This window comes from Chitinophaga eiseniae (assembly GCF_900167135.1).
Lineage (GTDB): Bacteria > Bacteroidota > Bacteroidia > Chitinophagales > Chitinophagaceae > Chitinophaga > Chitinophaga eiseniae.
The window spans coordinates 259,768-272,554 of sequence record NZ_FUWZ01000006.1 but is presented as its reverse complement, the minus strand read 5'-3'; the positions used below and the strand labels follow the sequence as shown (position 1 = coordinate 272,554).

Here is a 12,787-nt window from a genome sequence, read left to right as displayed (position 1 = left end):
ATATTTTTACGTATTTTGTTGTTATTACAAAAGCGTAGAAATCCTATTTGTCCACCTAACGCTTCCAATGAACAGATGCAACAGAAACAAGTTCCGTTGTCTGCTGCCGACGCTCAACTGCTGAAAGAACTGGAGATTATCCCGGGCACGTATGAAAAGACTGTCTGTAGCGGGCATCTGGTGAGATTGGAACTCGCCGAAAACCATACCCTCCGTTATTATTTTGAAGATGGCCAATTCGTACAGGCCTTCCCGTTGTTGCCTGTCAATGGTACTGCTGCACTGCCGCAGTTGACACTGGCAACAGGACTGGTACATCAGCCGGTACGACTGGAAACCGTCCGTAGCGGCGAACGCACCTGGCTGTTGCCCGACGTGTGGTACGAGGCCCATCCCGCCATTTTGCAGGAGCAGCCGATGCTCACGGCCGCCCGTTCTTCGTTGCTGAAAGACACCGCGCTGGTTGCGCTGGTCTTTGCAATTATTCTTTCTGTACTGTTTTACGTGATCGGTATGCCGGACCATTTCAGCACGCCCGCCGTACTGCTGGGCTGGACGCCCCCTGCCATCGTGGTAGGCGCTGGTTTGTGCTTTATGGTCAGAAGATACCGGCACTACCTGAAAAGCATCACCCACCGGGCACTCATCAGGGGTATCGTCACCGAGCAGCTGCAGGGTGTTATGAATGACCGCACGTATACCTGGTACCGCATCGGGGCACATGCATTCTATAGTATGGAGGCGCTACCGGCAGGTCCGGGACAGCCGCTGCAACTGACGATCGTCACTGCCCGCGATGGTTCCCGGGCTTTCCGCTTTCACCTGCAACAAGAATCCGCGGCCATTTAAAAGCGTGTGCTTATTTTCGCTGTATGATTAATGCGATCGATCAATCTGGTATTTTGGCCATCTCCACGCGCCTGCAACGCCTGGGCGAGTTGCTGCGCAAAGACGGACAGCAGATTTACAAGGCCTACGGCATTGACTTTGAGCCTAAATGGTTTCCCGTGGTATACAGCCTGGCCGCCAATGAAACCCTGAGTGTGGTGGAAATTGCACATGAGATCGGCTATACCCACCCCTCTACCATCAGCCTGCTCAAAGAGCTGGAAGCCAAAAAACTGGTGCGCTCCCGGAAAGACAAAACAGATACCCGCAAAAGAATGATCAGTCTGACCGAAAAAGGCCAGCAACTGGTGACGGAAATGAAACCCATATGGGACCTGATCACCGCCGCCCTCACTGATCTGACCAATTCGTCCAATAATATTATGAACGCTATCAATGAAGTGGAAGCCCGGTTCCGGGAGAAGAGCTTTTTTGAAAGAGCGGAAGAGATCCATCAGCAAAAGTCCCGGGACTGAAACCTTGGCGGCTTTTTCTTTACATCACCTCTGCCTCCCCTGAAAGATCCCATGTCTTTACGTTTACTTTCCGCAGCCTCTCCATGACCCTGCACCATCCGGGACAACAACTTTCCCGACCCTTCCGACACGCATATACCATAATAAGTCACTTTCCAAGCCATTTTTCAAATTTTTTTCTATTTATGTAGTCAACTACATATCTTTGTGGGAAATAAATAATAATCACATGGCAATTACCTATAAACCGATTGGCAATGATTATTCGGAGGAAGTAATCAATCTGATACTGCCGATACAACAGCAGGAGTTTAACGTGCAGGTAAACCTGTCGCAGCAGCAGGACCTGCTGGACATCGAGCAATACTACCACCAGACCGGTGGTGGCTTCTGGGGCGCTTTTGACGGCGACCGGCTGGTGGGTACCATTGCGCTCATCGCCTATGCGCCCGACGGAGGCGCGCTCCGGAAGATGTTTGTCCGGCAGGAATACAGAGGCAAGGAGCATGGCATCGCCACCGCATTGCTGGACACCCTGCTGAATTACGCCGCCACGCGGGGCATTCACGACATCTACCTGGGCACGGTGAACTTTCTCCATGCCGCCCGCCGCTTTTATGAGAAAAAAGGGTTTGATGAAGTTACCCCTGACCAGCTGCCGCCCACTTTCCCCAGAATGAAAGTAGATGATGTCTTTTACCATTACCACCATTAGTATCGGCACGGCGGTCAATCGAGCCATTGTGGTTGACCGCTGCTGCTTCTTTCCGGCAAATAGCGGAAAAAAATCCCCAAACGTATAACGCTGCCCGTTACCCCTTCTGCCCTTCCCCACTGCCGTTTCCGTCCGCTTAACACGCTATGGGCCTGAAAATATGTGTATTAAGTTGTGTTTCGAATAACAAAAAAGACCGTTTTTTGTAATATTATTGGGCTCTGATTTAGTTTTATTTAGTTAAAAATCGGCAAATGGATTCCAGCAACGGACAACCAGAAAAACCAGTCATATCACCCGGAGTTGATCGTTTTTTCGTCAGCGTACATACCACCTTCCTTTTCGTAGCCCGGTTCTTCCGGGAACTTTTCAGGTTCCCTTTTGAAACCCGGGAATTCATACGGCAATGTTATATGGTCGGTTACAAATCGCTGGCTCTCATCAGTTTAACGGGATTCATTACCGGATTGGTATTCACTAAACAGTCAAGGCCATCCTTGTCAGAGTTTGGCGCCACCTCCTGGCTTCCGTCGCTGATAGCGATCGCTGTTGTCAGGGCGCTGGCCCCGCTGGTAACCGCATTGATCTGCGCCGGTAAAGTTGGCTCCAGTATTGGTGCGGAACTTGGATCTATGCGGGTAACCGAACAGATAGATGCCATGGAAGTATCTGCCATTAATCCGTTCAAATACCTGGTGGTAACCCGTGTACTGGCCACCACCGTCTGCCTGCCGATACTAATGGCATATACGGCCCTCGTAGGCCTGATGGGTTCTTATCTTGATGTACACATGAACGAACAGACCAGCATGACCTTCTTTTTCCTGAAGGCGTTCAGCGATATTACTTTCCTGGACCTGTTCGCTTCTACCTTTAAAGCGATGGCCTATGGTTTTACGATCGGCATCGTGAGCTGTTACCAGGGATACAACGCCTCTCAGGGTACGCAGGGCGTGGGTAAAGCCGCCAATACCTCCGTGGTGATCTCCATGTTCCTGATTTTTATAGAAGAAGTAATCATTGTTCAGGTAGTAAATTCAATCAGGTAGATGAAACAACGTAACCCGGAAATAGACATGAACGACGTCGTGATTTCGATCAGGGACCTCTACAAGTCCTTCGGTTCAAATCATGTATTGCGAGGTATTAACTTAGACGTTCACAAAGGCGAAAACGTAGTGGTACTGGGGCGCTCCGGCACCGGCAAATCTGTATTGATCAAGATCATCGTCGGGCTGCTGTATCCCGATTCCGGCACCGTGAACGTACTGGGGAAAGATATCAGTTCCCTGACCGAAGCAGATCTCCGTGAACTGCGGATGCAGGTGGGCTTCTCCTTTCAGAGCGCCGCGCTGTACGACAGTATGACCGTTGGCGAGAACCTTGCCTTTCCCCTTCGCCGCAACAATAAACATATCAGCAACGATCAGGTGCGCCGCATGGTAGACATCGTACTGGACGCCGTGGGGCTTTCACAGGCCATTAACCAGTTGCCCGCGGAACTCTCAGGCGGCCAGCGTAAACGTATCGGTATCGCCCGTACGCTGATCCTGAAACCGCAGATCATGCTGTATGACGAACCAACGGCCGGACTGGACCCCATCACCTGCATTGAGATCAATAACCTCATCAATGAAGTGCAACGACGGTTCAATACCAGTTCCATCATCATTACCCATGACCTGACCTGCGCCAAGGAAACAGGCGACAGCATTGCGGTAATGCAGGAAGGACAATTTGTGGCACAGGGCTCCTTCGACGAGGTGTTCCAGAAAGAAAATGAACTCATCCAAAGTTTTTATCAATACAATTTCATACAGTAAGCTATGATTAAAGAAAGCAACAAACGAACAGTAATAGTTGGTATCTTCATTTTTGTTGGACTGATCATTTTTACTGTAGGTATTCTGTTCCTCGGCGGACAGCGCAAAGCTTTTGTTTCCTCCATTCGTGTTAAAGCCATGTTTCACGACATCAACGGCCTGGCAGCCGGAAACAACGTCTGGTATTCCGGCGTGAAAGTAGGCACCGTTAAAAAGATCACGTTTGTGCAACACAACGTGATTGAAGTGATCATGAACATAGAAAAAAGCTCCCGGCAGTTTATCCACAAAGATGTAAAAGCCAAAGTAGGCTCCGACGGGCTGGTGGGCAACAAGATCGTGGTGCTGTTCGGCGGTACCGAAACCACGCCGGCCGTAGAAAATGGCGATGTGATCGTAGCCGAAGCGGCGCTAAGCCCTGACAACATTATGGCAACACTGCAGGTCAACAACGAGAACCTGGTAGAAATCACCGGTAACCTGAAAACCATTACCAAAAATATTGCGGAAGGCCAGGGCACCATCGGTAAACTGCTGAAAGATGATTCCGCCTATACCAATATACAGGCTACGCTGAACAACCTGAAGGCTACCGCCGCCAATACACAGCGACTGACAGACCGCCTGGCGGATTATGCCTCCAAGCTACAGTCCAAAGGCTCCCTGACCAATAACCTGATTACCGACACCGTTGTGTTCAGCCGGCTGCGTTCCACCGTTACCGAGATGGAGGAAGCCGCGCAGAAAGCCAACGGCATGGTAGCTGACCTGAAAAAAGCCAGCGCGTCTGTGAGTGAGAACCTCACCAGCGACCAGTCCCCTGCCGGCGTTTTATTACACGACCAGGAGTCTGCCGCAGCCCTGAAGAAAATTATCACGAACCTGGAATCCAGTTCCTCTAAACTCGATCAGAATATGGAAGCGTTGAAGCACAACTTCCTGCTGAGAGGATATTTCAGAAAGCAGGCCAAGCGCGAGAAGAAAGAGCAGGCCGCAAAAGAGAAAGCTTTAAACCAGGTGCAGGGCCAATAAGCCCCGCACCTTTTTATTTTTCTTCCACTGTGGTGAGCAGCGGAGAATTAAACATACTTACCGGGGAGATGATCTGTTCCGACAGTGGGATATTGTTACCGTAGATCTGTTTCATCTGCTCTTTAACAGCCGGACTTTTCAGGTCAAAGTCCTTCAACTGTTCCAGCTTCCCCAGCTCCAGCCCTGTGGTCTCTTTATATATTTTCCAGACCAGTTCAGAACAGTAGATACGTTCATCGGACCAGCCAAAGTAAAAGTCGTAATTCTTGCCGTTGTATTTTTTCCCGGCGTCTACCATTTTTTGTACAGTCGTTTGAGTAATTACGCTGTCTGCATTTTTCAGCCGCTTGATCACATAGTGCCCTTTCCGGCCACGGTTGATCCATTGCTGCAAAGGAGTGTAACGGACCGGTTGCAGGGCCTCGTAGACGAACAATTGCCCGTCTTTCGGAAGGATAATGCCGCAATGGCTGTATTTGGAATGCGTGGCCTCTTTAATGGCTGTGCTGAGGTCTGACATGGATTCCTGAAAGATGACGTCGCCGGCACGCGCAGCAGCCGGGGGGTGTTGCAGCGCTTTTTTCACTGGCATGCCGGTGAGATAGAAGGCGCCGCCAATGAGTGCCGTTAACAGCAGAGCGATAAACAATGTTATTTTTTTCCAGCTGGCCATACATTTGGGATTAGTAATAAGCGTATTATTTTGTAATGATAAAACTTTTATGCAATATTTGTCCCTGTATTTTTAGCCCATGAAAGCAAGGAAACGCTGGCTGTATTTTGTACTGATCATGTTGAACATACCCCTTGGATTAGCCACCAGATGGGCCCCACAGTACTTTCCTTCCCTTATCCGCACCTATGGCGGTGATGTTTTTTCCGCTACCTGTATTTTTTTCGGTTTTCGCTTTTTGTATCCGGTGAAGTCTCTCCTTCAGGTTTCCCTGATCAGTTACCTGGTGTGCATCGCCATTGAACTGCAACAGTTGTACCAGGCGGAATGGGCGGTGAAGTTGCGGAATACGCCGCTGGGTATTTTACTGGGGCATGGATTTCTGTGGAGTGATTGCGTGTGTTACCTGGTGGGGACCATGATCGCCGCAGCGCTGGGGTTTGTACTGGAGCGCCTGCTTCATTTAGAACGTTAGGGATTTACGATTTTTTGATTTGGGCTGGCGAGGCTGCCATTTTTATTCCCCAAATCAAAAAATCGTACATTAAAAAATCGCGAAATAATTAAACGGCCAGCTTGATGACCACTTTCTTTACCGCGGCGGGCTGGTCAATCCGGAGATTGGGCATGTGCAGGTCCGTCGGGAAAAAGATGGCGAAATGCTGCTGATCGAGACGGGTGAAGAAAGCAGGCTTTTCGGCGAACAGCATGTAATCTTCGGTTTCGCTGTATGCCCTGGAAGGTGTTTGTTGCTGCAGAAAATCATGACCGATCAGTTCTGCGCCTTTCACGATATACTGTATATCGATGTATTTTTTATGTGATTCCATTTGCTCACCGGATGGATCTACGGTATCGTATTCATTGACGATGGCAAAGAGATGGTCGCCGTCTATTTCATACTTTCCTTTTTCGAGCGCATGAAAATCCGTCGTGGCAAGGTATTCAAAAGCCCTTACAAAACGGGGGCCCAGGCCGTAGTAGAGATGGGCGTTGTTGATTGTATCGAGAACCATATGTCAGATTAGCATAAAAAAGATGAAGCTGTAAAGATATTTAAAAACGGGAAAGTGTTTATACAATCGTCACTTTAATACCCATATCTTCCATCGCTTTCACCAGGTGTGGGGAAATGCCGGTGTCGGTGATCACTTCATCCACGTCTTCCAGGCCACAGATGCGGCCGAAGCCTCTTTTACCAAATTTAGTGGAGTCCGCCAGTACGATGATTTTCTGTACAGTAGCGATCATTTTCTGGTTCAGATGCGCTTCCATGATATTGGAAGTGGTCAGCCCGAACTCGAGGTCTATACCGTCCACGCCGAGGAATAACTTACTACAGGAGAAATCCTCCAGTATTTTTTCCGCGTAGGGTCCGGTGACCGACGATGAGCTGGTGCGGAGCTGACCGCCCAGTTGTATCACTTCCACGTCGGGGATGCGGATAAGCTCCAGCGCTACGTTGAGCGCGCCGGTGATCACCGTCAGGTGCCCTTTGGCATGAATATTTTTGGCCAGTGCCAGTACAGATGTGCCGGACGCGATGATGATGGCGTCGTTGGGCGCAATGAGCGCCGCAGCTGCCAGGCCGATGTTATTCTTCTCCTCGCTGCGCAGCTTCTCCTTCTCGTTCACCGGTTTATCGTTGGTATAAGGATTATTAATGGAAGCGCCGCCATGCGAGCGGAACAGCAGGGCTTTGTCTTCCAGCAGTTTCAGGTCCTTTCGTATAGTCACACCCGATACGTCCAGCTCTTTACAGAGCTCTACAACGTTCACATATCCTTTTTCGGCGAGCTTATCCAGTATATACTTATGGCGTTCAGCAATATTGATCATAGACATATCACATAAAAATAAAGTATTAAAACCTATCCGCAAGTTTTTTCACACGCAAAGAAAGCAAAGAGAGCGAAGCGCGCAGAGAAACACTCTTTCGCTCGCAAAGCAGGTTCTCCTCGCTCTTTGCGCGCTTCGCTCTCTTTGCTTGCTTTGCGTGCCTATTTCGATTTATTTTTAATTATTTCCTTTTTATCCAGCAAGCCTTTCATTTGGAAGAGTCCGAAATATCCCGCCATTACTCACTGTCAATTTCCTTTCATCCAAAAAATATTTCACTTTCTCGTTTATTTTTCTATTTTAGTTTCGAATTGTTTTATTTTCTTTTATTTTACACTCAAATATAACAATTTGAAAGTAATTAAAAGAAGCACTATAATAATATGAATCGACCGGAATCAATCAAAAGTCTGCGATCCATGCCAGCCCGTACCTGGGACATGATCATCATAGGAGGAGGCGCCACTGGCCTGGGGATAGCGATGGACGCCGCCACCAGGGGGTATAAGACACTGCTGCTGGAACAAGCCGACTTCGCCAAAGGCACTTCCAGCCGTGCCACCAAACTGGTACACGGCGGTGTGAGGTATCTCGCACAGGGCGATGTAGCGCTGGTGAAGGAAGCCCTGTATGAAAGAGGGTTATTACTGAACAACGCCCCTCACCTGGCACACAACCAGCAATTTATCATCCCGCACTACTCCTGGTGGCAGGGCCCTTTTTATACGATCGGTCTGAAGATATACGACCTGCTCTCCGGCCGCTTAAGCCTGGGCAAGTCCAAACATATCAGCAAAAATGAAGTCACCCACCGTCTGCCCAACATACAGGCGGCAGGCCTTAAAGGCGGTATTGTTTATCATGACGGCCAGTTTGATGACGCCCGCCTGGCAGTCAACATTGCACAGACAGCCGCCGAAAACGGCGCCGTGCTGCTCAACTACTGCAAAGTGGACGGACTGCTGAAAGAAAATGGTAAAGTCAGCGGCGTCACCGCCACTGACCTGGAAAGCGGCGAATCTTTCCGCCTGGCTGCCCGCACGGTAATCAACGCCACCGGCGTATTCGTGGACGAGATCCTGCAGCTGGACAATCCCGGCGCGCGGCCGATGGTACGCCCCAGTCAGGGTGTGCATCTCGTGCTCGACGCCTCATTCCTGCAGAGCAGCAGCGCCATCATGATCCCGAAAACATCCGACGGCCGCGTACTGTTTGCCGTGCCCTGGCACAACAAAGTGTTGCTGGGCACCACCGACACGCCGCTGGAAGCACATAGCATGGAGCCGGTAGCGCTGGAACAGGAAATTGATTTTATCCTCGCCACCGCTGCACAATATCTCACGCGCACGCCTACACGTGCCGACGTACTCAGCGTATTTGCCGGGCTGCGGCCGCTGGCAGCGCCACAGAAAGAAACCGGCAGCACCAAGGAAATATCCCGCAGCCATAAAATTATGGTCGCTCCTTCCGGTCTGATCACCATCACAGGCGGTAAATGGACCACCTTCCGTAAAATGGCGGAAGACACCGTGGACGAAGCGATCCGCCAGGGTACCATCACCCCGGCCAAATGCAACACCAAAGGCCTACGTATCCACGGTTACCAGAAGCAACCGATGGCGCAGACACCGCTGGACGTTTACGGCAGCGACGCCGCGCCCGTACAGGCCCTCGCCTCCATGCAGCCGGAGCTGGCCAAAACACTGCACCCACGGCTGCCTTATATTAAAGCACAGGTGATCTGGGCGGTAAGACAAGAGATGGCACGCACGGTAGAAGACACCCTTGCCAGAAGAACGAGAGCGCTCTTCCTCGATGCACAGGCCGCCATTGACATGGCGCCGGAAGTAGCCGCACTGATGGCTGCTGAACTGGGCAAAGACGAAGCATGGCAGCAACAACAGGTGAAGGCGTTCAACGCAGTAGCAGCGAACTACCTGCTGAAAAACGTCCGCACACGGGAACAGTTGCCTGTAGGCGCTTAATAACATCGTTATTCCACTATCAACTATAGCGAATTAGATTATCCACGCAGAAAAAGAAAGACATGACCAAATACGTAATGGCGCTGGATCAGGGTACCACCAGCTCAAGAGCCATCATCTTTGACAAAACAGGGGCCATTATTTCCGTGGCACAAAAGGAATTCACACAGTTGTTTCCCGCGCCGGGATGGGTAGAACATGACCCTGCGGAAATATGGAGCAGCCAGATCGGCGTAGCCACCGAAGCCATGGCCAAAGTAGGTCTTGAAGGCGGTAATATTGCCGCCATCGGTATCACCAACCAGCGGGAAACGACGATCGTATGGGACCGGGAGACCGGCAAACCGGTGCACAATGCCATCGTATGGCAGGACCGCCGCACCGCCGCTTTCTGCGACAGCCTGAAAGCCGGCGGTAAAGAAGAACTGATCCGTTCCAAAACAGGTCTCGTGATAGACGCTTATTTTTCCGGCACCAAAGTAAAGTGGATACTGGACAATGTCAGCGGCGCCCGGGAAAGAGCCGCCGCAGGTAAACTCGCCTTCGGCACGGTAGACGCATGGCTGGTATGGAACCTTACCCACGGCGCAGTGCATGCCACCGATATTACCAATGCCTCCCGCACCATGCTGTTCAACATCCACACGCAGCAGTGGGACGAAGCGCTGCTGGCCCTGCTGGACATTCCTGCTTCTATGCTGCCGGAAGTAAAAGAGTCCAGCGAAGTATGCGGTCATACTGCTCCCGGCGTTTTCGCAGAACAGATACCTATTTCCGGCATTGCCGGTGACCAGCACGCCGCCTTGTTCGGGCAGATGTGCACAGCACCGGGCATGGTGAAAAACACCTATGGCACCGGCTGTTTTATGCTGATGAACATCGGGCCCAAACCCATCCTCAGCAAAAACAACCTGCTGACCACCGTAGCCTGGAAAGTCAATGGCCAGACCCACTACGCCCTTGAAGGCAGCATTTTTATTGCCGGCGCGATCGTACAGTGGCTGCGTGACGGCCTGGGCATCATCCGTTCCTCTTCCGAAGTAGAAGCGCTGGCAGCCAAAGCAGCACAGAACGACGGCGTATATCTTGTACCCGCCTTCGCCGGACTGGGCGCTCCTTACTGGGACCAGCACGCCCGTGGCACGCTTGTAGGCATGACCCGCGGCACCAACGCCTCCCACATTGCCCGCGCAGCACTGGAGAGCATCGCTTACCAGACGATGGACGTGCTTAAGGCCATGGAAGCCGACGCCGGCATCAGCATCCAGGAGTTACGCGTAGATGGCGGCGCCACCGGCAACAACCTGCTCATGCAGTTCCAGGCAGATATCCTGCAGGCCAAAGTGGTACGTCCGGGCATTACCGAAACTACCGCGCTCGGCGCAGCCTACCTCGCGGGACTGGCCACCGGTTACTGGCATGACCTTGAAGAGATCCGCAGCCAGTGGCAGATGGAGAAAACATTCACACCCGACCTGGAACAACAACATCGCGAAACATGGATCAGTGGCTGGCATAAGGCCGTCGACGCCGCCAGGCACTGGGCCCGGCAATAATTATCAACCAAACAGCCATCAACAAAATCATCAATCTCTATGTCTCCGATTTTAGCTGAATTTATAGGCACCGCATTACTGCTCCTGCTGGGCAACGGCGTAGTCGCCAATGTAGTGCTGAACAAAACAAAGGGCAACAGTGGCGGATGGATCGTTATAACCACCGGGTGGGCGCTCGGCGTATATGTAGGCGTGGTAGTAGCCGGCCCTTACAGCGGCGCGCATCTCAATCCCGCTGTATCCGTAGCGCTGGCTGCTGCCGGCAAGTTCAACTGGGCAGACGTGCCCATGTTTGCACTCGCACAGCTGGCAGGCGCCATGCTGGGCACCTCCCTTGTATGGTACAACTACAAAGACCATCTGGACGCCACGCCCGACAACGGCCTGCAACGCGCCTGCTTCTGCACGGAGCCGGCTATCCGTAAACCGCTGCGCAACTTTATCTGTGAAGTGACCGGAACGTTCGTCCTGTTGTTTACCATCTTCTACTTTACCGGCGCTGAAATCGGCACCGACAAAACACCCGTGGGACTGGGCTCCCTCGGCGCTGTGCCGGTAGCGTTCCTGGTATGGGCCATCGGTCTGTCCCTTGGCGGCACCACCGGCTACGCCATCAACCCGGCCAGAGACCTGGGCCCGCGTATTATGCACGCCATCCTGCCGATGAACGGTAAAGGGCACAGCGACTGGAGCTACGCCTGGATACCCGTCGCCGGCCCGCTGGCAGGCAGCGTACTCGCTGCAGCGTTATACCTGATGCTGAAATAAAAAGACTTTAGTAACCATAAGGGATATACGTATATAGCCCACGTTTGAACAGAATGCTTACACCTGTAACAATTTACCAAACAATGAAAAAACAAATGAATGTCCGGCTGATGGCCTGCGCCATGGCAGCTGCCGCCACTGTTTTTACAGCCTGTAAAACATCCAGGACCACTACCGCTGCACAGCACAAGGACCTGCCTTCTTTCTTTAAAGTGGGGCACCGCGGCACACGGGGACTGATGCCGGAAAACACCATTCCGGCCATGTACAAAGGCCTGGAGACCGGCTCCAATACTATCGAGTTTGATGTGCATATCACCAAAGACGGACAGGTGGTCGTGTATCACGACGCCTCTTTCACACCGTCCTACACCACCATGCCGGACGGCAAAGACATTCCTGCCGCAGAACGCAGCAAGTACACCTTTTACCAGATGAACTACGCCGATATCCGTCGTTTTATCATCGGGGAAAAACCGTACGCTGCTTTCCCCGAACAGGAAAGGCTCCGCTCCTATGCACCGCTGCTGGGGGAAATGATCGACTCCGTAGAGCACTATACGAAAAAACACAACCTCCCGCCGGCATATTACCTGCTGGAAGTGAAATCTTCCGAAAAAACAGATGGCACCGAACAACCATCCCCGGAAGAATACATGAAGATCATGATGGCCGTAAAACAACTGAAGCCGCTGGGCCACCGCCTGCTGATACAGTCGTTTGACATGCGCCCGCTGCAGGTGCTGCACAAAACACACCCGCACATCAGGCTCGGCTTCCTGACCGGCGACAAGAACGTCACCTTCGAACAGAACATGCAACAGATAGGCTTTACACCTACCTTCTACAATCCGCACTATCAGCTGGTAACACCGGAGCTGATCAAAAAATGTCACGATAAAAATATGCTGATTGTACCCTGGACAGTACAGGAACCAAAGGAAATGAAACAATTAAAAGCCATGGGCGTAGACGGTATCATTACAGATTATCCCAACAGGCTGGAACAAGCGATCAAATAATATCAACCAA

14 protein-coding genes are annotated in these 12,787 nt (G+C 51.5%); 11 read left to right on the top strand and 3 right to left on the bottom strand.

Annotated features, from left to right (window positions below; translation table 11 throughout):
• Window positions 1-75 precede the first annotated feature (75 nt).
• The 6 genes from B5D63_RS30140 to B5D63_RS30110 all read left to right on the top strand — a co-directional run bounded on the left by B5D63_RS30140 (window position 76) and on the right by B5D63_RS30110 (window position 4,934).
• Window positions 76-849, top strand: coding sequence for a hypothetical protein (locus B5D63_RS30140; RefSeq protein ID WP_078672595.1), 774 nt, complete (start codon window positions 76-78; stop codon window positions 847-849).
• A gap of 23 nt (window positions 850-872) precedes the next feature.
• Window positions 873-1,364, top strand: coding sequence for a MarR family winged helix-turn-helix transcriptional regulator (locus B5D63_RS30135; RefSeq protein WP_235021663.1), 492 nt, complete (start codon window positions 873-875; stop codon window positions 1,362-1,364).
• 229 nt (window positions 1,365-1,593) lie between these two features.
• Window positions 1,594-2,079 (top strand): GNAT family N-acetyltransferase, encoded by a 486-nt coding sequence (locus B5D63_RS30125; RefSeq protein WP_078672593.1) that lies wholly within the window; start codon window positions 1,594-1,596, stop codon window positions 2,077-2,079.
• Between the two features lie 254 nt (window positions 2,080-2,333).
• Window positions 2,334-3,128, top strand: a complete 795-nt coding sequence (locus B5D63_RS30120; protein WP_078672592.1) for an MlaE family ABC transporter permease — start codon at window positions 2,334-2,336, stop codon at window positions 3,126-3,128.
• Window positions 3,129-3,902 (top strand): ABC transporter ATP-binding protein, encoded by a 774-nt coding sequence (locus B5D63_RS30115; RefSeq protein WP_078672591.1) that lies wholly within the window; start codon window positions 3,129-3,131, stop codon window positions 3,900-3,902.
• Window positions 3,903-3,905: 3 nt separating this feature from the next.
• Entirely contained in the window at window positions 3,906-4,934 is a 1,029-nt protein-coding gene (locus B5D63_RS30110) for an MlaD family protein (protein WP_078672590.1), read from the top strand.
• A 13-nt stretch (window positions 4,935-4,947) separates the two neighbouring features.
• On the opposite strand, the gene B5D63_RS30105 is transcribed toward B5D63_RS30110, so the two are convergent.
• Window positions 4,948-5,607 carry a YiiX family permuted papain-like enzyme gene (locus tag B5D63_RS30105; RefSeq protein ID WP_078672589.1) on the bottom strand — a complete coding sequence of 220 codons (660 nt, stop codon included), beginning with the start codon at window positions 5,605-5,607 and terminating at the stop codon, window positions 4,948-4,950.
• Window positions 5,608-5,686: 79 nt separating this feature from the next.
• Here B5D63_RS30105 and B5D63_RS30100 point away from each other — a divergent pair, with 79 nt between their 5' ends.
• Window positions 5,687-6,082 carry a ribosomal maturation YjgA family protein gene (locus tag B5D63_RS30100; protein WP_078672588.1) on the top strand — a complete coding sequence of 132 codons (396 nt, stop codon included), beginning with the start codon at window positions 5,687-5,689 and terminating at the stop codon, window positions 6,080-6,082.
• A gap of 88 nt (window positions 6,083-6,170) precedes the next feature.
• Here B5D63_RS30100 and B5D63_RS30095 read toward each other — a convergent pair whose 3' ends face one another.
• Window positions 6,171-6,623, bottom strand: a complete 453-nt coding sequence (locus B5D63_RS30095) for a NanQ anomerase/TabA/YiaL family protein (RefSeq protein WP_078672587.1) — start codon at window positions 6,621-6,623, stop codon at window positions 6,171-6,173.
• 58 nt (window positions 6,624-6,681) lie between these two features.
• A complete protein-coding gene (locus B5D63_RS30090; RefSeq protein WP_317044825.1) occupies window positions 6,682-7,452 on the bottom strand; it encodes a DeoR/GlpR family DNA-binding transcription regulator in 771 nt (256 codons plus the stop codon).
• Window positions 7,453-7,865: 413 nt separating this feature from the next.
• Here B5D63_RS30090 and B5D63_RS30085 point away from each other — a divergent pair, with 413 nt between their 5' ends.
• From B5D63_RS30085 to B5D63_RS30070, 4 genes are all read left to right on the top strand, one after another.
• On the top strand, window positions 7,866-9,431 hold the full coding sequence (locus tag B5D63_RS30085; RefSeq protein WP_235021662.1) for a glycerol-3-phosphate dehydrogenase/oxidase: 1,566 nt from the start codon (window positions 7,866-7,868) through the stop codon (window positions 9,429-9,431).
• Between the two features lie 62 nt (window positions 9,432-9,493).
• The gene (gene glpK / locus B5D63_RS30080) at window positions 9,494-10,987 is read left to right on the top strand and encodes a glycerol kinase GlpK (RefSeq protein WP_078672585.1); all 1,494 of its coding nucleotides are present in this window, start codon (window positions 9,494-9,496) and stop codon (window positions 10,985-10,987) included.
• 39 nt (window positions 10,988-11,026) lie between these two features.
• Window positions 11,027-11,755 carry an MIP/aquaporin family protein gene (locus B5D63_RS30075; RefSeq protein ID WP_078672584.1) on the top strand — a complete coding sequence of 243 codons (729 nt, stop codon included), beginning with the start codon at window positions 11,027-11,029 and terminating at the stop codon, window positions 11,753-11,755.
• A gap of 83 nt (window positions 11,756-11,838) precedes the next feature.
• The gene (locus tag B5D63_RS30070; protein WP_200817127.1) at window positions 11,839-12,777 is read left to right on the top strand and encodes a glycerophosphodiester phosphodiesterase family protein; all 939 of its coding nucleotides are present in this window, start codon (window positions 11,839-11,841) and stop codon (window positions 12,775-12,777) included.
• Window positions 12,778-12,787: the final 10 nt, after the last annotated feature.

Coding starts and splice junctions, on each gene's coding strand:
- B5D63_RS30115 (WP_078672591.1), top strand. CDS start 3,129: ATGAAACAACGTAACCCGGAAATAGACATGAACGACGTCGTGATTTCG.
- B5D63_RS30135 (WP_235021663.1), top strand. CDS start 873: ATGATTAATGCGATCGATCAATCTGGTATTTTGGCCATCTCCACGCGC.
- B5D63_RS30085 (WP_235021662.1), top strand. CDS start 7,866: ATGCCAGCCCGTACCTGGGACATGATCATCATAGGAGGAGGCGCCACT.
- B5D63_RS30075 (WP_078672584.1), top strand. CDS start 11,027: ATGTCTCCGATTTTAGCTGAATTTATAGGCACCGCATTACTGCTCCTG.
- B5D63_RS30140 (WP_078672595.1), top strand. CDS start 76: ATGCAACAGAAACAAGTTCCGTTGTCTGCTGCCGACGCTCAACTGCTG.
- B5D63_RS30120 (WP_078672592.1), top strand. CDS start 2,334: ATGGATTCCAGCAACGGACAACCAGAAAAACCAGTCATATCACCCGGA.
- glpK (WP_078672585.1), top strand. CDS start 9,494: ATGACCAAATACGTAATGGCGCTGGATCAGGGTACCACCAGCTCAAGA.
- B5D63_RS30110 (WP_078672590.1), top strand. CDS start 3,906: ATGATTAAAGAAAGCAACAAACGAACAGTAATAGTTGGTATCTTCATT.
- B5D63_RS30100 (WP_078672588.1), top strand. CDS start 5,687: ATGAAAGCAAGGAAACGCTGGCTGTATTTTGTACTGATCATGTTGAAC.
- B5D63_RS30105 (WP_078672589.1), bottom strand. CDS start 5,607: ATGGCCAGCTGGAAAAAAATAACATTGTTTATCGCTCTGCTGTTAACG.
- B5D63_RS30095 (WP_078672587.1), bottom strand. CDS start 6,623: ATGGTTCTCGATACAATCAACAACGCCCATCTCTACTACGGCCTGGGC.
- B5D63_RS30125 (WP_078672593.1), top strand. CDS start 1,594: ATGGCAATTACCTATAAACCGATTGGCAATGATTATTCGGAGGAAGTA.
- B5D63_RS30070 (WP_200817127.1), top strand. CDS start 11,839: ATGAAAAAACAAATGAATGTCCGGCTGATGGCCTGCGCCATGGCAGCT.
- B5D63_RS30090 (WP_317044825.1), bottom strand. CDS start 7,452: ATGTCTATGATCAATATTGCTGAACGCCATAAGTATATACTGGATAAG.